This window comes from Nocardioides aquiterrae (genome assembly GCF_039526625.1).
Taxonomy (GTDB): Bacteria; Actinomycetota; Actinomycetes; order Propionibacteriales; family Nocardioidaceae; genus Nocardioides; species Nocardioides aquiterrae.
In genome coordinates this window covers 263645-285155 of the sequence record NZ_BAAAJE010000006.1, presented here as the reverse complement: position 1 = coordinate 285155, position 21511 = coordinate 263645, and the positions used below count along the sequence as shown (strand labels likewise).

General features: G+C 74.1%; 18 protein-coding genes. 10 read left to right on the top strand and 8 right to left on the bottom strand.

What is annotated here, in order from left to right; all coding sequences use genetic code 11:
• Window positions 1-290 precede the first annotated feature (290 nt).
• Together ABD086_RS08050 and ABD086_RS08045 are read left to right on the top strand one after the other, a co-directional pair.
• Window positions 291-1604, top strand: coding sequence for an FAD-dependent monooxygenase (locus ABD086_RS08050; protein WP_343906969.1), 1314 nt, complete (start codon window positions 291-293; stop codon window positions 1602-1604).
• Complete coding sequence (locus tag ABD086_RS08045) at window positions 1597-2844, top strand: GNAT family N-acetyltransferase (protein ID WP_343906968.1); 1248 nt, start codon at window positions 1597-1599, stop codon at window positions 2842-2844. The genes ABD086_RS08050 and ABD086_RS08045 overlap by 8 nt, the downstream gene beginning before the upstream one ends.
• Here ABD086_RS08045 and ABD086_RS08040 read toward each other — a convergent pair.
• Genes ABD086_RS08040 through aceB form a run of 5 tightly spaced genes read right to left on the bottom strand, consistent with a single transcriptional unit; the run spans window position 2841 to window position 9917 of the window.
• Window positions 2841-4508, bottom strand: coding sequence for an L-lactate permease (locus ABD086_RS08040; RefSeq protein WP_343906967.1), 1668 nt, complete (start codon window positions 4506-4508; stop codon window positions 2841-2843). The two genes, ABD086_RS08045 and ABD086_RS08040, sit on opposite strands and share 4 nt — an antisense overlap.
• Window positions 4509-4532: 24 nt before the next feature.
• Window positions 4533-5783, bottom strand: coding sequence for a (Fe-S)-binding protein (locus tag ABD086_RS08035; RefSeq protein ID WP_343906966.1), 1251 nt, complete (start codon window positions 5781-5783; stop codon window positions 4533-4535).
• Window positions 5783-6865: an FAD-binding oxidoreductase gene (locus tag ABD086_RS08030; protein WP_343906965.1), complete on the bottom strand. Its 1083-nt coding sequence runs from the start codon at window positions 6863-6865 to the stop codon at window positions 5783-5785. Before ABD086_RS08030 ends, ABD086_RS08035 begins: the two co-directional genes overlap by 1 nt.
• Window positions 6865-8322: an FAD-linked oxidase C-terminal domain-containing protein gene (locus tag ABD086_RS08025; protein WP_343906964.1), complete on the bottom strand. Its 1458-nt coding sequence runs from the start codon at window positions 8320-8322 to the stop codon at window positions 6865-6867. Before ABD086_RS08025 ends, ABD086_RS08030 begins: the two co-directional genes overlap by 1 nt.
• A complete protein-coding gene (gene aceB / locus ABD086_RS08020) occupies window positions 8319-9917 on the bottom strand; it encodes a malate synthase A (RefSeq protein WP_343906963.1) in 1599 nt (532 codons plus the stop codon). Before aceB ends, ABD086_RS08025 begins: the two co-directional genes overlap by 4 nt.
• 99 nt (window positions 9918-10016) lie before the next feature.
• Here aceB and ABD086_RS08015 point away from each other — a divergent pair, with 99 nt between their 5' ends.
• Genes ABD086_RS08015 through ABD086_RS08005 form a run of 3 tightly spaced genes read left to right on the top strand, consistent with a single transcriptional unit; the run spans window position 10017 to window position 12115 of the window.
• Window positions 10017-10490, top strand: coding sequence for a nitroreductase family deazaflavin-dependent oxidoreductase (locus tag ABD086_RS08015; protein WP_343906962.1), 474 nt, complete (start codon window positions 10017-10019; stop codon window positions 10488-10490).
• Window positions 10491-10494: 4 nt separating this feature from the next.
• Complete coding sequence (locus ABD086_RS08010; RefSeq protein WP_343906961.1) at window positions 10495-11424, top strand: metallophosphoesterase; 930 nt, start codon at window positions 10495-10497, stop codon at window positions 11422-11424.
• A gap of 7 nt (window positions 11425-11431) precedes the next feature.
• The gene (locus tag ABD086_RS08005; protein ID WP_343906960.1) at window positions 11432-12115 is read left to right on the top strand and encodes a ZIP family metal transporter; all 684 of its coding nucleotides are present in this window, start codon (window positions 11432-11434) and stop codon (window positions 12113-12115) included.
• On the opposite strand, the gene ABD086_RS08000 is transcribed toward ABD086_RS08005, so the two are convergent.
• From ABD086_RS08000 to ABD086_RS07990, 3 genes are read right to left on the bottom strand one after another with little or no spacing between them, the layout of a single operon-like run.
• A complete protein-coding gene (locus ABD086_RS08000) occupies window positions 12066-12773 on the bottom strand; it encodes an acyltransferase (RefSeq protein WP_343907382.1) in 708 nt (235 codons plus the stop codon). The genes ABD086_RS08005 and ABD086_RS08000 overlap by 50 nt on opposite strands.
• Before the next feature lie 24 nt (window positions 12774-12797).
• Window positions 12798-13169, bottom strand: a complete 372-nt coding sequence (locus tag ABD086_RS07995) for a hypothetical protein (RefSeq protein ID WP_343906959.1) — start codon at window positions 13167-13169, stop codon at window positions 12798-12800.
• A complete protein-coding gene (locus tag ABD086_RS07990; protein ID WP_343906958.1) occupies window positions 13166-14485 on the bottom strand; it encodes a wax ester/triacylglycerol synthase family O-acyltransferase in 1320 nt (439 codons plus the stop codon). Before ABD086_RS07990 ends, ABD086_RS07995 begins: the two co-directional genes overlap by 4 nt.
• Before the next feature lie 122 nt (window positions 14486-14607).
• On the opposite strand from ABD086_RS07990, the gene ABD086_RS07985 reads away from it, so the two are divergent.
• From ABD086_RS07985 to ABD086_RS07965, 5 genes are read left to right on the top strand one after another with little or no spacing between them, the layout of a single operon-like run.
• The gene (locus tag ABD086_RS07985) at window positions 14608-15933 is read left to right on the top strand and encodes a wax ester/triacylglycerol synthase family O-acyltransferase (RefSeq protein ID WP_343906957.1); all 1326 of its coding nucleotides are present in this window, start codon (window positions 14608-14610) and stop codon (window positions 15931-15933) included.
• Between the two features lie 24 nt (window positions 15934-15957).
• Window positions 15958-17571 (top strand): FMN-binding glutamate synthase family protein, encoded by a 1614-nt coding sequence (locus ABD086_RS07980; RefSeq protein WP_343906956.1) that lies wholly within the window; start codon window positions 15958-15960, stop codon window positions 17569-17571.
• Between the two features lie 20 nt (window positions 17572-17591).
• Window positions 17592-19955 carry an excinuclease ABC subunit UvrA gene (gene uvrA / locus ABD086_RS07975; protein ID WP_343906955.1) on the top strand — a complete coding sequence of 788 codons (2364 nt, stop codon included), beginning with the start codon at window positions 17592-17594 and terminating at the stop codon, window positions 19953-19955.
• A 41-nt stretch (window positions 19956-19996) separates the two neighbouring features.
• Window positions 19997-20296 (top strand): hypothetical protein, encoded by a 300-nt coding sequence (locus ABD086_RS07970; protein WP_343906954.1) that lies wholly within the window; start codon window positions 19997-19999, stop codon window positions 20294-20296.
• Window positions 20293-21507 (top strand): hypothetical protein, encoded by a 1215-nt coding sequence (locus tag ABD086_RS07965; RefSeq protein WP_343906953.1) that lies wholly within the window; start codon window positions 20293-20295, stop codon window positions 21505-21507. The genes ABD086_RS07970 and ABD086_RS07965 overlap by 4 nt, the downstream gene beginning before the upstream one ends.
• Window positions 21508-21511: the final 4 nt, after the last annotated feature.

Below are 21511 nucleotides of genomic sequence, written 5' to 3'. Positions count from 1 at the left end.
GATTGCAGGGTCGTGTGCCTGAGAACGCGCTATAGCGCGTTCTCAGGCACACGACCCGAAAGTGGCGGCCAGGGAGCCGGCAGCCGACCGCAACCACCCACCCACCGCCCCCGTTCGCTGCCATCGCGGTCGCAACCCCCAGCAACCCGCAAGACGCCGGCAGTCAGCCGGCTTCCGGGGTCTCGACGAGCTCGACCAACGGGATCGGCTCCCGAGGTCTCGACGAGCTCGACCAACGGGGCCTCGACGAACCTCGACCAGCACCCGCCGATCGGGTCTACGCTGCCCCCATGTACGGCGGGCCGCCCGTGGTGGTCGTCGGGAACGGGCCGGTGGGGCAGACGGCAGCGCTGCTGCTGGCCCGGTGGGAGATCCCGACCGTGGTCGTCGACGCGCAGGAGCGTCGCGAGGTGGTCGGCTCGCGCTCGATCTGCCAGCAGCGGGAGACCCTGGACATCTGGGACACCGTCGGCGCGGGCAAGGCGATCGCGGACGAGGGCGTGACCTGGCGGGTGGCGCGGACCTACTACCGCGGGCACGAGCTGTTCCACGTCGAGTTCGCCGACTCCAGCGCCAGCCCGTTCCCGCCGTGGGTGAACATCGGGCAGGCGCGGGTCGAGCAGCTGCTCGACGAGCGGATCGCGGACGCGCCGCTCGTCGACGTCCGGTGGGGCACGACCGTCACCGGCATCACCCAGACCGAGGACGGCGCGACGGTCGAGACCACGAACGGCACCCTCGAGACGCCGTACGTCGTCGCGTGTGCCGGCGCGCACGGCGACGTCGCCCGGGACGCGGTCGGCGCGACCTTCGAGGGACGCAGCTTCGGCGACCGGTTCCTCATCTGCGACATCCGGTGCGCCCTGCCCGACCGCGAGCTCGAGCGCCGCTTCTACTTCGACCCCGAGTGGAACCCGGGCCGCCAGGTCCTGATGCACCCGTGCCCGGACTCGACGTACCGCATCGACTGGCAGGTGGCGCCCGGGTTCGACCTCGACCGCGAGCTGGCGAACGGCGACCTGGACCGGCGGATCCGGCAGATCGTCGGCGCCAGCGACTACGAGGTCGTCTGGGCGACCGTCTACCGGTTCCACTCCCGCTGCGCCACCACCATGGGCCGGGGGCGCGTGCTGCTCGCCGGCGACTGCGCGCACCTGATGGCGCCGTTCGGCGCCCGCGGCCTCAACTCCGGTGTCGCCGACGCGGAGAACGCCGCGTGGCGGATCGCGTGGGCGCTGCACGGCTGGGCGGATCCGCGGGTCGTCGACGAGTACGACGGCGAGCGGCGGGCCGCCGCGCGCGACAACCTGGCGATCACCAGCCGGACGATGGACTTCCTGGTGCCGCAGTCCGAGCAGGGCTGGGCACACCGACGGGCGGTGCTCGAGCGCGCGCTGTCCGATCCCGCGGCGCAGGCGCAGATCGACTCGGGCAAGCTCTACGCCCCCTTCCGGTACGGTGACGACCCGAACCCCGTGGTCGGCGCGCTGCACCCCGACCACACCGTCCGGGCGGCGGCCCGGCGGACCTCCGGTGAGTTCCTCACCCACGACAATCTGGTTGTCCGCCCCGACGGCCACGTTGTTGGCTTGGTCCGTGACTGACATCGAGGTGGGCCCGGCCACCGACCCCGAGCGCTTCCTGCGCACCGACACCGTCGTCTGGTTCCAGGAGATGCTGGCGGCTCCGGCGGAGACGCAGCTGCTCGGGCTGCCGGCGGACCAGCGCTTCGCGGCCGAGGTCGACGGCGCCGACGAGACGGCGTACCCCGGGATCTACGGCGTCTACCCGCTCGAGCTCGCCGTGCCCGGCGACCGGCTCGTCCCCTGCGCGGGCCTCACCTGGGTCGGCGTCCACCCCGACCACCGGCGCCGCGGCGTCCTCACCGCGATGCTCCGGCACCACTTCGAGCAGGTCCGGGACACCCCCGGCACCCACGTCTCCGCCCTGCACGCGAGCGAGCCGGCGATCTACGGCCGCTACGGCTACGGGCTCGCGTCGGTCGAGCTGACGGTCACGCTGTCCCGCGGCACCACCCTGACCGCACCCGGACTCGAGGAGCAGGCCGGCACGGTCACCACCCGGTTGGCGACGGTCACCGACGCCGACGTGGCCCGCCGGATGTACGACTGCCACCGCGCCGTGGTCGACGCCGGCGCGGTCGTCGGCGCTCCGGAGTTCTACGAGCGGGTCTGCCTGCAGTTCCCCGAGTGGCTGCGCGACAAGGAGCCCTGGCGGATCCTGTTCGCGCGGCGGGACGGCCGGGACGCCGGCTTCGCGATGTTCCGGCGCACGCCGAAGTGGGACGACGCCCGCCCGGCGGGCACGGTCGAGGTCCACTTCCTCGTGGGCGAGCCCGCGGTCCGCCTCGCCCTCCTGCGCCGACTGGTCGACCTGGACCTGATCGGGAGCGTCCGGCTGCGCAGCGGCAGCGCCGACGACCTCGTCGTCGCCTGGGCGGGTGGGCCGCGAGCCACCGCGGGGGTGGAGACGTACGACGGGCTCTGGGTCCGCGTCGTCGACCTGCCCGCGGCGTTCGCGGCCCGCACCTGGAGCGCACCCTGCGACGTCGTCGTCGAGGTCGCCGACCGGCACGCGCCGTGGAACGACGGCACCTGGCGGATCCGTGCGGACGCCGACGGTGCGGCCGTCGCGGAGCGCACCGTCGCCGACGCCGACCTGCGGCTGCCGGTCGAGGCGCTCGGCTCGGCGTACCTCGGCGGCGGCAACCTCGCCGCGCTGGCCCGCGCCGGCCTGGCCCAGGAGGCACGCCCCGGCGCGGCCGCCGAGCTGTGGCGGGCGATGCGGACGGACGTGCCTCCGGCCGGCTCGATGATGTTCTAGCTCGGCACCATCCAGCCCAGGACCGGCGTCGACTGCAGCCCGACGACCAGGCACATGAACGCGAGCATCACCAGGCTCCAGAAGAGCACCTTGCGGAAGATGTCGCCCTCGCGGCCGGCCATGCCGACCGCGGCGGCGGCGATCGCGAGGTTCTGCGGGCTGACCATCTTGCCGAGCACGCCACCCGACGAGTTCGCGGCAGCCATCAGCAGCGGGTCGAGGCCCGCCTTGGCCGCGGTCTGCACCTGGAGGCCGCCGAACAGCGCGTTCGACGACGTGTCCGAGCCCGTGACCGCGACGCCGATCCAGCCCAGGATCGGCGACAGGATCGCGAAGGCGCCGCCGGCGCCGGCCAGCCAGGCCGCGAGCGACGACGTCTGCCCGGACAGGTTCATCACGTAGGCCAGCGCGAGGACGGCCATCACGGTGACGATCGCGGACCGCAGCTCGACGTACGTCCGCACGTAGGTGCGCGCCGCCGTGGCCGGCGAGATCCGCAGGATCGCGGAGGTGACGATGCCCGCGACGATCATCAGGGTGCCGGCGGCGGGCAGCCAGTTCAGCGTGAACGTCGTGGTCGCGACCGCGTCGCCCGCCGGGTTGAGCACCTCGAGGCCGGGCCAGGAGAAGAGGTAGGTCCACGGCTCCTCCGCCAGCGCCGCCTTCACCGCGGTGATGTTCGTGATCGAGAAGATCGCGATGATCACGGCGTACGGCGCGTAGGCCTTCACCACCTCGCTGCGGGTGTCGACCTGCGGCGGCGCGGCGACCGCCACTCCCCCACCGCCGCTGGGGGACTCGCCGGTGGCCGGTGTCGAGCGCAGCTCCTCGCTCGGCGACCAGACCTGGAGGAGGAGCACGACGACGAGGGCGGCGAACAGCGACGCGACGATGTCGGCGAGCGGCACCGAGATGTAGTTGGCGGCGACGAACTGTGCCGCGCCGAAGGCGACACCGCACGCGAGCGCCGGCAGCCAGGTACGGCGGAGCCCGCGTCGGCCGTCCACGACGAGCACGAGGATCAGCGGCACCACCACCGCGAGGATCGGGGTCTGCCGCCCGACCATCGCCCCGAGCGTGTCCACGTTCAACCGCGGGTCGTCGCTCGCGCCGCTCGTGACCGTGCCGAGGGTGACGATCGGGGTGGCCAGCGCCCCGAAGGCGACCGGCGCGGTGTTCGCGATCAGCGCCACCGCCGCGGCCTTGAGCGGCTCGAACCCGAGCGCCATCAGCATCACGACCGTGATCGCCACCGGCGTCCCGAACCCGGCCAGCGCCTCCAGCAGGGCGCCGAAGCAGAAGGCGATGATGATCGCCTGGATCCGCTGGTCGGCGCTGACCTTCTCGAAGGACCGGCGCAGCACGTCGAAGTGCCCGGTCGCGACCGTCAGGTTGTAGACCCAGATCGCGTTGATGACGATCCACAGGATCGGGAAGAACCCGAACGCCGCACCCTCGCTGCCCGCGAGCAGCGCCGGCCCGGCCGGCATCCCGAAGAGCACCACCGCGACGAGGAGCGCGACCACGAGCGCCACCAAGCCGGCCACCCAGGCGCGCACCTTCAGCCCGCCGAGCAGCACGAACAGCGTCAGCAGCGGGATGGCGCCGCACAACGCGCTGAGGGCCAGCGAGTCGCCGACCGCCTCCAGGTCTTGCTGGAACATCTGAACTCCCGAGATGGATGGGGTCTACAACGCACGGCCCCGGATGGACGCGTCGAGCACCTCGACGGTGTGAGCGAGCCGCATCGGGTGGCCCGAGCGCTCGATCGCGGTGGCCACCTGCATGAGGCAGCCGGGGTTGGCGGTCACCAGCACCTCGGCGCCGGTCGCCACGATGTTGCGGGCCTTGCGGTCGCCGAGCTCGCGGGCGGGCTCGGGGTGGAGGATGTTGTAGATGCCCGCCGACCCGCAGCACAGCTCGGGCTCGGCCACCTCGCGCAGCTCGAGCCCGGGGATGCCCTCGAGCAGCCGGCGCGGCGCCGCCCGCACGCCCTGCGCGTGCCCGAGGTGGCAGGCGTCGTGGTAGGCCACGGTCACCTCGAGCGGGTGCCGCTCGGCGACCGGGCCGAGCTCGTCGAGCACCTCGCTGACGTCGCGGACCTTGTCCTGGAACGCCTGCGCCTCGGGGCCGAGCAGCTCGGCGTACTCCTTCATCGAGGACCCACAACCGGCCGCGTTGACCACGATCCGGTCGACGCCGGTGTCCTCGAAGACCTGGATCAGCTTGCGCGCGTACCCCTGCGCCTCCTCGGCGCGCCCGTTGTGCACCGACAGCGCGCCGCAGCACCCCTGCGCGGGTGGGATCACGACGTCGCAGCCCTCGGCCTGCAGCACCCGCGCCGTCGCGGCGTTCACGGCCGGGAAGAACGCGCCCTGCACGCAGCCGGTCAGCAGGCCGACGGTCATCCGCCGGGTCCCGGTCGCCGGCAGCCGCTCGGGCAGCGGCTCGGTCTTCGCCAGCCGGGGCGCGAGCCGCTCCATCGCGGCGAGCGACGGGGCGACCCGCTCCAGCAGCCCGGTACGCCGCAGGGCCCGGTCGAGCCCCGTGCGCTGGATGCCGCGGAGCGGGGCGGCGAGCAGCCGCAGCCGCTTCGGGTGCGGGAACACCGCGAAGATCAGCCCGCGCAGCGCCCGGTCGGCCGGCGACCGCCGGTGCACGCGCTCGACCTCGGCGCGGGTGTCCTCGATGAGCCGGTCGTACTGCACGCCGGACGGGCACGCGGTCACGCACGCCATGCAGCCCAGGCACGCGTCCCAGTGCCCGACCATCGCGTCGGTGATCACGTCGTCCTCGAGGGCCTGCTGCATCAGCTGGATCCGGCCGCGGGGGCTGTCCATCTCCTCGCCCCAGAGCACGTAGGTCGGACACGTCGGCAGGCAGAAGCCGCAGTGCACGCAGTCGTCGAGGAGCTCGGTCCTCGCCTCGAGGTCGGCCATCAGATCCCTCCCACGAACCGGCCCGGCGCGAGCCGGTGCTCCGGGTCGAACTGGTCCTTGACCCGGCGCATCAGCGCGAGCGCCGGCACCGGCCCCCACACGTCGACCGAGGCCTTCACGTCGTCGGGCGCGTCCACGACCACCACCGTGCCACCGTGGCGGGCGGCCACCTCCCGGAGCGCCGGGAGCGCGTCGGGTACGTCGAGTGCGGCGTACAGGACGCCGGTCCCCGCGGACCCGCGGACGCGGGCGCCGGCGTCGGCCAGCGCGGCCAGCACCTCGCGCAGCCCGGACAGCACGCAGGTCACCTTGAGGCCGACGTCGCCGGGCCGCCAGGGGTAGGTGCCCCAGCCGTCCGGCGGGGTCTCGGAGACGGTGCCTCCGACGAGCGCGCGGATCGCCTCGACCCGCGCCGCGACGCCGTCCGGCCGGCCCCCGAGCAGCACCGAGAGCATCGTCCCGTCCACCTCCACCGCCCAGGGCACGGCCTGCGAGTGCACCACGGCGTGCACGGCGTGGTGGAGGTCGTCGGGCTCGACCGTGACCCACCGGCGCACCTCGGGCTCGGGGTGCAGCCGGAAGACGGCCTCGGTGATCACCGCGAGGGTGCCGTAGGAGCCGACGACGAGCTTGCCGAGGTCGTAGCCCGCGACGTTCTTGACCACCCGGCCGCCGGCCTTGGCGACCACGCCGTCGGCCCGCACGACGGTGACGCCGATGAGCAGGTCGCGCGCGGTCCCGGCCAGCAGCCGCTGCGGGCCGGAGGCGTTGGTGGCCAGGGTGCCGCCGACGGTGGCCCCGGGCACGGTCTCGTCGAGCGCGAGCCGCTGCCGCTCCTTGCCGACGTGCGCCTGCACGTCGGCCAGCCGGGCGCCGGCCTGCACGTCGACGATCAGGTCGCCCGCCTGGTGGTCGAGCACCCGGTCCATGCCGCCGAGGTCCACGAGCAGGTCGGCGGTGACCGGCAGGCCCCAGGTCCGCTTGGTGCCGCGCCCCTGGGCGACGACCCGGAGCCGCTGCGCCGCCGCGTCGCGCAGCACGGCGGCCACCTCCGCCGTCGACGAGGGGAAGGCGACCTGCATCAGAAGACCTCCGCCAGCCCGGCCGCCTGCGCGGGGTGGACACCCTGGTGCTTGCCGGGCACCTCCCCGCACAGCCGGGGCGTCGGGAACACCTTGCCGGGGTTGGAGATCCCGTCCGGGTCGAACGCGCAACGCACCAGCTGCATGGTGTCGAGGTCCTCGTCGGTGTACATCCGCGGCAGGTACTTCGCCTTGTCCATGCCGACGCCGTGCTCGCCGGTGATCGAGCCACCGTGCTGGATGCACAGGTCGAGGATCGCGCCGCTGACCTCCTCGGCCGCCTCGGCCTCGCCCGGCCTGGACTCGTCGAAGAGCACCAGCGGGTGCAGGTTGCCGTCGCCGGCGTGGAAGACGTTGGCGACCCGGACCCCGCGCTCGGCCGACAGCTCCCCCATCGCGCGCAGCACCTCCGGCAGCGCGGTCCGCGGGATCACGCCGTCCTGGACGATGTAGTCCGGGCTGATCCGGCCCACGGCGGCGAACGCCGACTTGCGCCCCTTCCAGATCAGCGCCCGGTCGACGGGGTCGGTGGCCAGCCGCTGCTCGAACGCCCCGTTCTCGCGGCACAGCCGCTCGACCTCGTCGTACTCCGCGGCGACCTCCGCGGCCGGCCCGTCGAGCTCGATGACCAGCACCGCGCCGGCGCCCTCCGGGTAGTCGCAGTGCACCGCCTCCTCGGCGGCCTCGATGGCGAGCGCGTCCATCATCTCGATCGCCGCGGGCACGACCCCCGCGGCGATGATCGCCGACACCGCTTCGCCGGCGGCGTCGGTCGACGCGAAGCCGACCAGCAGGGTGCGCACCTCCTCGGGGAGCCGGGTCAGGCGCACGGTCACGGACGTGACGATCCCCAGGGTGCCCTCGGACCCGATCACCGCGCCGAGCAGGTCGTAGCCGGGCGCGTCCGGCGCGGCCCCGCCGAGGGGTACGACGTCGCCGCCGGCGGTCACGAAGTCCGCGCCGAGCACGTGGTTGGTGGTGAAGCCGTACTTCAGGCAGTGGGCGCCGCCGGAGTTCTCCGCCACGTTCCCGCCGATCGAGCAGATCTGCTGGCTGCTCGGGTCGGGCGCGTAGTAGTAGCCGTGCGGCGTCGCGGCCCGGGTCACGTCGAGGTTGACGACGCCGGGCTCCACGACCGCCCGCTGGTCCTCCGGGCGCACCTCGGTGATCGTCCGCATCTTCGACGTCACGACCAGCACGCCCTCGGCGTGCGGCAGCGCGCCACCCGAGAGGCCGGTGCCCGAACCGCGGGCGACGAACGGCACCCGGTGCTCGGCGCAGGCCCGCACGATCGACGCGAGCTGGTCGGCGTTCTCGGGGAGCACCACCAGCGCCGGGACGACGCGGTAGTGCGCGAGCCCGTCGCACTCGTAGGTCCGCAACCGGGCCCGGTCGTCGATGACCGCGTCGGCCGGGAGGACCTCGCGGGCCCGCCGGGCGACGGCCTCCACCGTCACGGCATCCGCTCGTAGGCCGGGAGGGTGAGGAAGTCGGCGTACTCGTCGGAGAGCGCCATCTCGGCGTAGAGCGCGCGGGCGTCGTCCCACCGGCGACCCGACTCCGACTCCCGGCCGCCCGCCTCCTCGCGGGCCTTGGCGAGCTCCTCCTCGATCATCCCCTCGACCAGCTCGCGGGTGACCTTCTCGCCGCCGGCGAGCACCTGGCCGTTGTGCAGCCACTGCCACACCTGGCTGCGCGAGATCTCCGCGGTCGCCGCGTCCTCCATCAGGTTGAAGATGCCGACGGCGCCCGAGCCGCGCAGCCACGACTCGAGGTAGCGCAACCCGACCGCGACGTTGTTGCGCAGGCCCTGCTCGGTCGCGTCGCCCGGCGTGTCCCGCACGTTCAGCAGGTCCTCCGCGGTGACGTGCACGTCCTCGCGCAGCCGGTCGCGCTGGTTGGGCCGGTCGCCGAGGACCTGGTCGAACGCCGCGCGGCAGGCCTCCACCATGCCGGGGTGAGCGACCCACGAGCCGTCGAACCCGTCGTTGGCCTCGCGGGTCTTGTCCTCGGTGAGCTTCGCGAAGGCGAACTCGTTCTGCTTCTCGTCCTTGCTCGGGATGAACGCCGCCATGCCGCCGATCGCCTGCGCCCCGCGCTTGTGGCAGGTGCGGACCAGCAGCTCGGTGTAGGCGCGCATGAACGGGACGGTCATCGTGACCGAGTTCCGGTCGGGGAGCACCCAGTCGTCGCCACGGGTGCGGAAGCACTTGATCACGCTGAACATGTAGTCCCAGCGTCCGGCGTTCAGCCCCGCCGAGTGCTCGCGCAGCTCGTAGAGGATCTCCTCCATCTCGAACGCCGCCGGGTAGGTCTCGATCAGCACCGTCGCGCGGATCGTGCCGCGCGGGATGCCGAGGAAGTCCTGCGCCAGCACGAATGCGTCGTTCCAGAGCCGGGCCTCCAGGTGCGACTCCATCTTGGGCAGGTAGAAGTACGGGCCCTGGCCCCGGTCGATCTGCAGCTGCCCGCTGGTCGCGAGGTAGAGCGCGAAGTCGACGAGGCTGCCCGAGGTGCGCTCCCCGTCGACCTCGATGTGCTTCTCGGGCAGGTGCCAGCCGCGGGGGCGCACGACGATCGTCGCGTGCTCGCCGTCGTTGAGGTGGTACTCCTTGCCCTCGGGGCTGGTGAAGTCGATCTGGCCGGTGATCGCGTCGCGCAGGTTGAGCTGGCCGCCGACGACGTTCTCCCACAACGGGGTGTTCGCGTCCTCGTGGTCGGCGAGCCACACCTTGGCGCCGGAGTTCAACGCGTTGATCGTCATCTTCCGGTCGGTCGGCCCGGTGATCTCGACCCGCCGGTCGACCAGCCCCGGCGCCGGGTCCGCGACCCGCCACGAGTCGTCCTCCCGGATCGCCCGGGTCTCCTCGAGGAACCCCAGCCCGCCGCCGTCGGCGATCGCGCGCACCCGCTCGCGCCGCCGCGCGAGCAGCTCCTCGCGACGCGGGTTGAGCTCCCGGTGCAGCAGCGCCACCAGCTCCAGGGCCTGGTCCGTCAGGATCTCGTCGAACCGCGCGTGCATCGGTCCGGTGATCTCGACTCCGTCGGGCATCTCTGTCTCCATCTTCGTCGCCAACTGTCACTGAGCCTCGCACGGAGAGTGACCCGCGTCACCCGCGTGGAAACCCCGGAAGCGGGACAGACTGCGCCCATGGGCCTGCTGACACCGCTCGCGATCCGGATCGGGGCGATCTCGTGGATGCCGAAGCTGCTCCCCCAGATCGTCTGGTGCGACCGGCGGCTCCAGCGGCTCACCCGTGGGCGGGTCAGCATCCTCGACGTCGCCGGGCTGCCCAACCTCACGCTCACCGTCGTCGGGCGCAAGAGCGGGATCCCACGCAGCACGCCGCTGCTGTGCGTGCCGCACGGCGAGACCTGGCTGATCGCCGGCTCCTACTTCGGCGGACCGGACATGCCGGTGTGGGTGCACAACCTGCGCGCGGCCGGCGCGGCCGCCATCACCTGGCACCGGGAGCGGATCCCGGTCACCGCCCGCGAGGTCGACGGCGACGAGCGGGCGGCGCTCTGGCAGGTGATGCTGCGGACCTGGCCGAACTTCGCCAGGTACGAGGAGCGGACCGACCGGCTGATCCCGGTCTTCGAGCTGAGCCCGTCGCTAGCCTGAAGTCGTGCAGTACGGCCAGTACCCCGACCCCGGTCACGTGGTCGCCCACCTGAGCGACCCGCACCTGCTCGCCGGCTCCCGGCAGTACGGCGTCATCGACACCCAGGCGGGGCTGCAGCTGGCCCTGGCCCGCCTGGCGCGGCTCGACCCCGTGCCGCAGGCCCTGGTTTTCACCGGCGACCTCGCCGACAAGGCCGAGCCGGCGGCGTACGCGCGGCTCCGCGAGATCGTCGAGCCGGCCGCGGCCGCGATGGGGGCCCAGGTCGTCTGGGTGATGGGCAACCACGACGAGCGGACGGCGTACGCGCGCGAGCTGTTCGGCGAGGAGGGTGACGCCACCCAGGACCGGGTGCACGACGTCGCCGGACTCCGCATCGTCTCGCTCGACACCAGCGTCCCGGCGTACCACCACGGCGAGCTCACCGGCGCCCAGCTCGACTGGCTGGCAGACGTGCTCAGCACACCGGCGCCGCACGGCACGCTGCTCGCGCTGCACCACCCGCCGGTCCCGGTCCCGATGATGCGCGCCGCCGAGATCATCGAGCTGCTCGACCAGGACCGGCTCGCCGACGTCCTGCGCGGCACCGACGTCCGGTGCATCCTCGGCGGCCACCTGCACTACTCGACGTACTCGACCTTCGCCGGCATCCCGGTCTCGGTCGCGTCCGCGACCTGCTACACCTCCGACCCGGCGCCGCTGGAGCGGTTCGTGTCCGGCGTCGACGGCCACCAGGCGGTGACGATGGTGCACGTGTACGCCGACCGGGTGGTGCACACGATCGTCCCGGTCGCGGAGGCGCCCGAGGTGAGCGGCTTCCCGTCCGACGTCCGGGCCCAGGTCGAGGCGCTCAGCCCCGAGGAGCGGCGCGAGCTGCTCTCCCGCACGGACTCGCCGGTGTACACCGGCGGCATCGAGGTACCGGGGCGCCTGTGATGGCCCGATGATCGCCGCGCTGCTCTGGGGACTGCTCGCCGCCGGCTCGCTGCTGGTCGGCCAGCTGCTCGCGTCGCCGCTCGCTCGGGCGAAGCGCACCGTCGGGCTGATGATGGCGTTCGGCGCCGGGACCCTGATCAGCGCGGTCGGGTACGAGCTGATCCCCGAGGTCAACCTCGAGCTCGGCTGGGAGGTGGGGGCCGCCTTCCTGCTCGGCGCGCTGGTCTACTACGCCGGTGCCCGGCTCGTCGACCGTGGCGGCAGCTCCGGCGTCGCCCTGTTCCTCGGCGCGCTCCTCGATGGCATCCCGGAGTCGTTCATCCTCGGCCTCGGGCTCGCGCTCGGCGGCTCGATCAGCGTGGCGTTCCTGGCCGCGGTGCTGCTCTCGAACATCCCCGAGGGGCTGGCTGGGACCGTGGACATGCGGGCCGCCGGCGTCGGCGAGCGGCGGGTCACGCTGATGTGGACCTCGCTGACCGTCGTGTGCGGCGTCGTGTCGATGGCGGGCTTCCTGATCGCCGACGAGCTGAACCGGGCCGGTGAGCTGGCCAGCGCCTTCGCCGGCGGCGCCGTGCTGACGATGCTGGCCGACTCGATGGTCCCGGAGTCCTACGAGCGCGCGGGCCGGGTCGCCGGCCTGCTCACCGTGCTGGGCTTCCTGGTCGCGGGCGTGCTGTCGTCGCTGCAGTGAGGCCGCCGCCGAAGTGCCCGACCGCCACGGGCCGTACGTCGCCGCGCGTGCTCACCCAGCCGACACCGGGCTCGTAGCGGCGCAGCACCTTCGCGGGCGCGCCGCCGACCACGCTGTGGTCGGGCACGACGCCCCGGACGACCGAGCCGGCCGCGACCACGACGTTGCGGCCGATCTGCGCACCGGGCAGCACGATCGACCCGTGGCCGAGCCAGGAGCCGGACCCGATCCGCACCGGGTCGTGGCCGCCGAACTGGTGGCCGATCGGCAGGTCGGGGTCCTGGTAGCCGTGCCCCGCGTCGGACACGAACACGTCCTGGCCGAACCAGACCGCGTCGCCGATCTCGACCGACGCGTGCGCGACGATCGTGACCCGCGCACCGAGCACGCACCGGTCCCCGACGACCAGGCCGCGCTCGGGCAGGTTCGGGTCGTCGGGGCCGTAGCCGACTGCGAGCGTCGCCTGCCGCCCGACGATGGTCCCGCTGCCGAGGTGGATCGACCGGGTGCCCATCAGCGTGGCGGCGGGGAAGCCGATCGAGGTGCCCGCTCCGAAGCTGCCGAACCGCGCGGCCGCGCGCGTGCCCGGGGTGATCTCCCCCGCCCGGTCCAGCCAGTGCCAGCCGGCCAGCACGCCGGCGTTCAGGAGCCGCTTCATGCCCACGCGGGGAGGGTAGCGCCGTCAGGCCGGCTCGGTCTGCCCCACGGCGTCGCGCAGGGACTGGACCTGTCCCACCCACACCTCGACCGGGTGGAGCGAGTCCTCGAGCAGCTTCAGCTGGTGGTCCAGCGCGGCCAGCTGCGCCTCCATGGCCTGGATGCTGCGGCGCTGGGCGTGCAGCTGCTCGACCAGCGCCTGGACCTCGGCGGTCGGCAGCGGCATCCGGACCAGGGCCGTCACCAGCTCGCGGGCCTGGTGCCCGGCGGCGGCGAGCGGCGCCGGGAGGTGGTCGAGCTGGTCGACGACCGCGGCGTCGAGCGCGCCGACCGCGGCGCGGGTCCATCCGAACGCCGAGCCGGCGACGTGCCGGAGCTCCTCCCCCGCGCGGGTCATCGCCGTCCCCCGGCGGAGGGCGCGAGCCTGGTCAGCTCGGCGATCTCGTCCTGCAGGCCCGCGACCAGCACCTCGGGGTCGGGTACGGCGGTGGCGTCGACCTTGAAGCCCACGTGGACCTGGCCGGCGTACCCGACGATCGAGGTCGACACGGTCTGGTCGGCCGACATCGGGGCCCAGCCCCACAGCCGGGTGATCGGCAGCCCGGCGAGGTGCAGGGGCCGGTCCGGCCCGCGCACGCTGGTGGTGACACCGGTGGCCTTCCGCGCGAAGAAGTCGGTGGCGAGCACCCGGACCCGCGGGTGCATCAGCCCCATCGCCTCGAGCAGTCCGAAGGTCACCCACGCCTCGGGGGACTCCTTGATCGCCCGCATCCGCGCCGCGGTCTCGGTGAGCCGGCCGAGCGCGCTGTCGACCGCGACCGGCAGGTCCAGGAGCACCAGCGCGAACTGGTTGCCGAGGTCGTCGGGGCGCAGCGCCGCCGATCCGCGCAGGTCGACCGGCACCATCGTCGGCAGGTCGTCGGCCGGGTCCGCGCCGTGCGTGAGCAGCCAGCGGCGCAGCGCCCCCGACAGCGCGGACATCAGCACGTCGGTGACCGTGGTCCCGGTCGCGCGGCGCAGGGCGCGCAGGTCGGCGACGTCGATGGGATCCGCCCACACGGCGCGCTTCGCGTGGTGCGGCGGGACCGAGAGCGGGGACGACGGACGCCGGGCGACCACCAGGTGCTCGGCCACCACCGGCGCGGTCACCAGCCGCCCCGCGGCGGGCAGTGCCCGCAGCGTGGAGAGCGCGGTCCTGACCAGCGCCGAGCCGCCGCCCGCAGTGGGAGCCGGAGTGGCCGGGTCCTCGTCGGCGAGCGACAGCACCACGCGGAAGAGGGCGGTGCCGTCGGCCAGCGCGTGGTGCAGCCGCGTGTAGATCGCCGTGCCGCCCTGGTAGCCGTGCAGCAGGTGCGCCTCCCACGGCGGGTGCTGCCGGTCGAGGGCGCGGGAGAGGAACCCCGAGACGTGCTCCTGCAGCACGGCGTCGTCGCCCGGCGCCGCCAGCGTCGCCTCGTGGACGTGCCGGTCGAGGTCGAAGTCGGGGTCGTCCTCCCACCACCGCCCGGGCCAGGGCAGCAGCGCCCGGGTCGCCCGCTGCCGGAACCGGGGGAAGCGGTCGACGACGCGCTCGCGCAGCAGCTCGGCGTACGTGTCCCGGTCGAGCTCACCGTCGACGACCATCAGGCCCTCGACGACCATCAGGTTGTCGGGTTGGTCCATCGCCAGCCAGACGTCGTCGACCGGCCGCACGGGATGACGTGCACCTGCCATGCGGTCAGGCTGTCGCGGCGCGCGGGTGCCGGGCAGGGCCGGAAGTCATGGCGGCCGGGGGCCCTGCGGCCCCGCCGCCGGAGCCGCCCGCGACACCAGACTGGGCCGCAGGAGGTGGTCCCATGGAGCGCCTGACGCCGCTGGCCTACGCGTTCCTCGCGGCCGAGGACGTGGACCCGACGGCCTGCCTGGTGATCGGTTCGATGGCGGTGCTCGAGGGACCGGCCCCGTCCGCCGACGTGCTCCGGGAGCTGGTCGCCGCCCGGCTGCCGTCGATCCCGCGGTACACGCAACGGGTCGTGCCGAGCCGGCTGGGCCTGCGCGCTCCGGCGTGGCAGGACGCGCCCGACCTCGACCTCGCCCAGCACGTGCGGGAGCGCCCCGTACCGGCGCCCGGGGGCCGGGCCGAGCTCGCGGCCCTGGTCGCCGAGACGATGGCGGAGCGGATGGACCGCGACCGGCCGCTGTGGGACCTGACCGTCTGCGCCGGCCTGCCCGGCGGCGGGTGGGGGCTGCTGTCGCGGGTGCACCACACGCTCGCGGACGGCGTGTCCGGCACCGGCCTCTACCGGATCGTCTTCGACTCCGAGGCGGGCGTGACCGAGCCACCCCCCACGCCGCCCGGAACCGCGCCGGGCGTCGCGTGGCAGGGCCTCGCGACCGCGACGGCCGCGGTGCGGGGCGCGCTCGCCCTGGGCGCGGCGATGTGGCCGGTGCGGCGCGAGGGGCTGCTCGGCCACCTGGACGAGGAGCGCCGGTACGCCTGGACCGAGGTCGGCATCGCCGAGACCGCGGCGGTCCGGCGGGAGCTCGGCGTCACGCTCAACGACCTGGTGCTCGCCGCGATCGCCGGCGGGCTCCGCGAGCTGCTGCTCGAGCGCGGCCGCCAGCCCGACCCGCACGCCCTGCGCTCGCTGCTCCCGGTCTCGTCCCGCGCGCCCGGCACGGCCGGGCGGCCCGACAACCAGGTGACGCTGATGCTGTCGATGCTGCCCGTGGAGGTCGAGGAGCCCGTCGAGCGCGTCCTGCGCGTCCACGAGCGGGTGGCCGCGCTGCGCCGTTCCCACGAGCCCGAGGCGGGCCTGGTGCTGCAGGCGCTGGCCGGCCTGGTCCCCTTCCCGGTGCTCAGCCGCGGGATGCGGTGGACCCTGCGGCTCCCGCAGCAGCAGATCTCGACGGTGACGACCAACGTGCCGGGCCCCCGCACCCCGATGACGTGCCTGGGCCGGCCGGTGCGGCAGCTGCTGCCGGTCGTGCCGATCGCCGACCGGGTGCGCGTGGGGTTCGCGGTGCTCAGCTACGCCGACCGGCTCGCGTTCGGCATCACGGCCGACGCGGCGAGCACACCGGACGTCGAGGCCCTGGCCGAGCACGTGGCGGCGTCCTGGCGGGCGATCCTCGACGGCCGGCCCGTGCACGCGAGGGCGACGGCCACCGGATCAGCATGAGGCCCGCTGGGTACATCGGGAGGCATGAGGAAGAGCTTCGCCGTCACCCTCCCCGCTGCCGCGCTGGGAGCGGTCGCCGCCCGCGACCTGCTGCAGCGGCGGCACTCGATCCTCCGCAACTTCCCGGTCGTCGGGTACGCGCGGTACTGGCTGGAGAGCATCGGCCCGGAGCTGCGCCAGTACATCGTGGCCGCGAACGACGAGGAGCGGCCGTTCAGCCGCGACCAGCGCCGCTGGGTCTACGCCTCGGCGAAGCTGCAGAACAACTACTTCGGCTTCGGCACCGACAACGATCTCGAGCACAGCGACGGCAACGTGATCGTGCACCACCGCACGTTCGGCCGCGCCTATCCGACGCACGGCGCGGTCGGGCAGGAGGCCCGCCTCCCGTCGGCCAAGGTGCTCGGCGGGCCACGCGGACGACGGCACGCGTTCCGCCCCGCGTCGGTGGTGAACATCTCCGGGATGAGCTTCGGGTCCCTCTCCGGCAACGCCGTCGAGGCGATCAACCGGGGCGCCGCCGCCGCGGGCTGCCTGCACAACACCGGTGAGGGCGCGGTCTCGCCGTACCACCGCAAGGGTGCGGACCTGGTGTTCCAGATCGGCACCGCCTACTTCGGCTGCCGCGACGAGGACGGCCGGTTCAGCCTCCCGAGGCTGAAGGAGCTGGTCGAGAGCGCCCCGATCCGGGCCCTCGAGATCAAGCTCAGCCAGGGCGCCAAGCCGGGGCTCGGAGGGGTGCTCCCGGCGCCCAAGGTCTCCCCCGAGATCGCCCGGACGCGCGGAGTGCCCGAGGGCGAGGACTGCCTCAGCCCGTCCCGGCACGCCGAGTTCCACGACGTCGACTCGCTGCTGGACTTCGTCGAGCTGCTCGCGGACGAGACCGGGCTGCCGGTCGGCATCAAGTCGGCCGTCGGCGACCTCGGGTTCTGGCAGGAGCTCGCCGACGCGATGGAGGACGGCGAGCGCGGCGTCGACTTCGTCACCGTCGACGGCGGGGAAGGCGGCACCGGGGCCTCGCCGCTCATCTTCACCGACGCCGTGTCCCTGCCGTTCCGCCTCGGGTTCGCCCGGGTGTACCGGATGTTCGCGCAGCGGGGGCTCCACGAGGACGTCACCTTCATCGGGTCCGGGAAGCTCGGCCTGCCCGACAACGCGGTGGTGGCGTTCGCCCTGGGCGCCGACCTGGTGAGCGTCGCCCGCGAGGCCATGCTCGCCGCCGGCTGCGTGCAGGCGCAGAAGTGCCACACCGGCGAGTGCCCGACCGGCGTCGCCACTCAGAACCGTTGGCTCGCCCACGGCCTGGACCCCCTCGACAAGGCGATCCGGGTCGAGAACTACGTGAAGACCCTGCGCCGCGACCTGCTCAAGGTCGCGGAGACGTGCGGCGTCGAGCACCCCGCCCTGCTCGGGCCCGACAGCGTCGAGGTCCTCGACACGCTCAGCCACGGCACGCTCCTCGACGAGCTCTACGGCTACGAGCCCGGCTGGGGCTACCCGTCCGCCCGCGACCGCGCCGAGATCGCCGCGATCATGGCGGCCGTCGACGAGGAGGAGAGCAGGACCGAGGGACCGCCCGAGTCGGCCGAGGACGGCCGGCCCAGCGAGGACCTCGCGGGCGAGGAGGTGACCCACTGAGCCCCGGGAGCGTCGTGCAGGTGCGCGGCGCCGCCGAGCACAACCTGCGCAACGTCGACGTCGACATCCCGCGGGACGCGCTGGTCGTCTTCACGGGCGTCTCCGGGTCCGGGAAGTCCTCGCTCGCGTTCGGCACGCTGTACGCCGAGGCCCAGCGCCGGTACTTCGAGTCGGTCGCACCGTACGCCCGCCGGCTGCTGCAGCAGGTCGGGGCACCGCACGTGCAGGAGATCACCGGGCTGCCGCCGGCGGTGGCCCTGCAGCAGCGCCGCGGCGCACCGAGCTCGCGGTCGACGGTGGGCACGATCACCACGCTGTCCAACCTGGTGCGGATGCTCTACTCCCGCGCGGGCACCTACCCGCCCGGCGCTCCGCAGTTGCCGGCCGAGGCGTTCTCGCCCAACACCGTGGCGGGCGCCTGCCCCCGCTGCCACGGTCTCGGCGAGGTCCACGACGTCGCCGAGGACCTGCTGGTCCCCGATCCGTCGCTGAGCATCCGCGACGGTGCGATCGCCGCGTGGCCGGGTGCCTGGCAGGGCGCCAACCTGCGCAGCGTGGTGGCCGGCCTCGGCATCGACATCGACCGCCCGTGGCGGCGGCTGCGGAAGAAGGACCGGGACTGGCTGCTCTACACCGACGAGCAGCCGTCGGTCCTCGTCGAGCCGGAGCGCGACCGGATCGACTACGGCTACTACGGCAAGTTCTGGAGCGCCCGGAAGCACGTCATGCACGTGCTCGCCGACTCGAAGAGCGAGCGGATGCGCGAGCGGGCGATGCGGTTCGTCCGCAGCGTCCCCTGCCCGGAGTGCGGCGGCAGCGGGCTGCGCCCGGAGGCGCTCGCGGTGACGTTCGCCGGCCGGTCGATCGCCGAGCTCAACGGCCTGTCCCTCGCCGAGCTGGTGACGGTGCTGCGGCCGGTGGCCGAGCTGCCCCCGGAGACCCACGAGGTCGAGGTGCGGATCTGCACCGACCTGGTCAGCCGGATCGAGGTGCTGCTCGACCTCGGCCTGGGCTACCTGAGCCTGGGCCGCCGGTCGACGACCCTGTCGCCGGGCGAGGCGCAGCGGCTGCGGATCGCCACCCAGCTGCGCTCGGGGCTGTTCGGCGTCGTCTACGTGCTCGACGAGCCGTCCGCGGGCCTGCACCCGGCGGACGCGGAGCCGCTGCTCGACGTGCTCGACCGGCTCAAGGCGTCGGGCAACTCGCTGTTCGTGGTCGAGCACGACCTGGACGTCGTCCGCCGGGCCGACTGGGTCGTCGACATCGGCCCCGGCGCCGGCGAGGGCGGCGGCCGGGTGCTCTACAGCGGGCCGGTCGCCGGCCTCGAGGAGGTCGCCGACTCGGTCACGAGCGGGTACCTGTTCGGCCGGACCGAGCCCGTCCGGTCGCGCGGCCGGGAGCCCCAGGGCCGGCTGCAGCTGCGGGGGGTGACCCGCCACAACCTGCGCGACCTGGACGTCGACGTGCCGCTGTGCGTGCTCACCGCGGTGACCGGCGTCTCCGGGTCCGGGAAGTCGACGCTCGTGTCCCAGGTGCTCGCCGAGGACCCTGCTGCGCAGGAGTCGTTCGACCGCGTGGTGATCGTCGACCAGCGGCCGATCGGGCGCACGCCCCGCTCCAACCTCGCGACCTACACCGGCATGTTCGACGCGGTGCGGAAGCTGTTCGCGTCGACCGACGAGGCGCGGGCGCGCGGTTACACCGCGGGCCGGTTCTCGTTCAACGTGCCGGAGGGCCGCTGCGAGACCTGCCAGGGCGAGGGCTTCGTCGAGGTCGAGCTGATGTTCCTGCCCGGGACCTATGCCCCGTGTCCGACCTGCCACGGCGCCCGCTACAACGCCGAGACGCTCGAGGTCACCTACCGCGGCCGGACGGTCGCGGACGTGCTGGCGATGTCGGTCGACGAGGCCACGGAGCTGCTCGCCGACGTCCCGGCCGCCGCGCGCAGCCTCGCCACGCTGCAGGAGGTGGGGCTCGGCTACCTGCGGCTGGGGCAGCCGGCGACGGAGCTCAGTGGCGGCGAGGCGCAGCGCATCAAGCTCGCCAGCGAGCTCCAGCGGGCGCGGCGCGGCCACACCCTCTACCTGCTCGACGAGCCCACCGCGGGCCTGCACCCCGCCGACATCCGGCTGCTGCTGGACCAGCTGCACCGTCTCGTCGACGCCGGGAACACGGTCGTGCTGGTCGAGCACGACCTGGACACGATCGCCTCCGCCGACTGGGTGATCGACCTCGGCCCCGGCGGCGGTGACGCCGGCGGTCGCGTGGTCGCCACCGGCCCACCCGCCGAGGTCGCCCGCGCGGCGGGCAGCGCCACCGCGCCGTACCTCGCCGCGCGGCTCGAGCTCACCGGCCACGTTTCGGAGCCCGCGCCGGGCGGGTAACCGGTGACGGAAGGCGGACACGCACGGACTCGGGAGGTGAGGTGCCGCAGCCGGAGCTCGAGGTCCACCCGGAGGACCTCACGCAGATCGCCGACGTGCTCGACGCGGCGGGCAGCGCGCTGTTCGCGCGCGCCTCCGACCTGCAGACCACCCCGGACGCCGGCAGCTCGACCGACGAGGTCGCGAAGGCGCTCGCCGTGCTCTCGACCGCCGTCGCCGCGCTCGCCGACCACCTCGGCACGCTGGCCGAGAGCACCGGCGCCGTCAGCGCGCTGTTCACCGGCACCGACCAGGTCGTCGGCGGCCGGTTCATCGAGGGCCAGGGGCTGGTGGGCCCGTGAGCGGCCTGCTCGACACGAAGGTGTACGGCGACCCGGGCGCCTGCACGGCCGCGGCGTCCGCGGCGGCGACCGTCAGCGGCGCCGTCCAGGACGCCGAGACCGCGGGCACGCGGGCCCGCTCGCTCGCCGGCCGGTGGCAGGGCCAGACCGGCCGCGCCTTCGAGGCGCAGGTCGACGCGACGATCCGCGACCTGGCCAAGGTCGCCGACCGGCTCACCGCGCTCGGTGACGGGCTCACCGACTTCGCCGGGGAGCTCACCGTCGTGCAGGAGCGGATGGCGCACGCGCGATCGGTCGCCGCCGCGGGCGGTGTCGCGGTCTCCGGGACCGACGTCCACCGCCCGGTCGCGCCGACCGCCCTGAGCCAGGGCCAGGTCGACGCCTACAACCGGACGGTCGATGCGTGGAACGAGGCCGTCGAGATCGCCGACGCCGCCCGCACCAAGGAGGCCGAGGCGCACCAGAACCTCGCCGACGCGATCTCGAAGAGCACCGGCGACGGCATCCTCGAGGACCTGCTCGAGCGGCTCGGCCTGCTGCCGCCGGACTTCGCGGACGGCGACGACATCGCGTCGTACCTGCTCGGCCTCGGCGGGCTCGGGTTCGGCGCGGCGAGCAGCTACCTGGTCGCGAGCCGGTACGGCGTCTTCCAGCCACGCGTCAACGGCGGGTTCACCAGCCCGGCGGGGCTGGACTTCTGGGACCGGCTCCGGGCGGGCACCTCGTCGGACAGCTTCCACGCCCGGCCCTACAGCGCGGGAGCCCGGAACTGGTGGGGCACCGCGGGCAAGGTGTCCGGGTACGGCGGCACGGCGCTCACCGCGGGCTTCGCCGCCTGGAACCAGTGGCAGGCCGACGCCGACGACCCGTCGCTCAGCGACGCCGAGCGCGGCGCCCGCGCCGGGACCGTGGGCGTCTCGACCGCCGCCGGCGCGTGGGCCGGCGCGGAGGCCGGCGCCTGGGCCGGCGGCGCGATCGGCACCGCGATCTGCCCGGGCGTGGGGACCGCGATCGGCGGGGTCGCGGGTGGGCTCGTGGGCGGCGCGGTCGGCGGGTTCGTCGGCAGCGAGGTGGGCCAGGCGACCATGGGCGCGATCGGCGACGCGACCGACGCCACCGTCGACTTCATCGGCGACGCGGCGAGCGACGTCGGCGACTGGGCCAGCGACACCGGCGGCGACCTGGTCGACGCCGCCACCTTCTGGGACTAGGAGG

Excerpts from the sequence above, each read along its gene's own strand:
- ABD086_RS08050 (WP_343906969.1), top strand. The coding sequence starts at position 291 with ATGTACGGCGGGCCGCCCGTGGTGGTCGTCGGGAACGGGCCGGTGGGG.
- ABD086_RS08040 (WP_343906967.1), bottom strand. The coding sequence starts at position 4,508 with ATGTTCCAGCAAGACCTGGAGGCGGTCGGCGACTCGCTGGCCCTCAGC.
- ABD086_RS08035 (WP_343906966.1), bottom strand. The coding sequence starts at position 5,783 with ATGGCCGACCTCGAGGCGAGGACCGAGCTCCTCGACGACTGCGTGCAC.
- ABD086_RS08030 (WP_343906965.1), bottom strand. The coding sequence starts at position 6,865 with ATGCAGGTCGCCTTCCCCTCGTCGACGGCGGAGGTGGCCGCCGTGCTG.
- aceB (WP_343906963.1), bottom strand. The coding sequence starts at position 9,917 with ATGCCCGACGGAGTCGAGATCACCGGACCGATGCACGCGCGGTTCGAC.
- ABD086_RS08015 (WP_343906962.1), top strand. The coding sequence starts at position 10,017 with ATGGGCCTGCTGACACCGCTCGCGATCCGGATCGGGGCGATCTCGTGG.
- ABD086_RS08005 (WP_343906960.1), top strand. The coding sequence starts at position 11,432 with ATGATCGCCGCGCTGCTCTGGGGACTGCTCGCCGCCGGCTCGCTGCTG.
- ABD086_RS08000 (WP_343907382.1), bottom strand. The coding sequence starts at position 12,773 with ATGAAGCGGCTCCTGAACGCCGGCGTGCTGGCCGGCTGGCACTGGCTG.
- ABD086_RS07995 (WP_343906959.1), bottom strand. The coding sequence starts at position 13,169 with ATGACCCGCGCGGGGGAGGAGCTCCGGCACGTCGCCGGCTCGGCGTTC.
- ABD086_RS07990 (WP_343906958.1), bottom strand. The coding sequence starts at position 14,485 with ATGGCAGGTGCACGTCATCCCGTGCGGCCGGTCGACGACGTCTGGCTG.
- ABD086_RS07985 (WP_343906957.1), top strand. The coding sequence starts at position 14,608 with ATGGAGCGCCTGACGCCGCTGGCCTACGCGTTCCTCGCGGCCGAGGAC.
- ABD086_RS07980 (WP_343906956.1), top strand. The coding sequence starts at position 15,958 with ATGAGGAAGAGCTTCGCCGTCACCCTCCCCGCTGCCGCGCTGGGAGCG.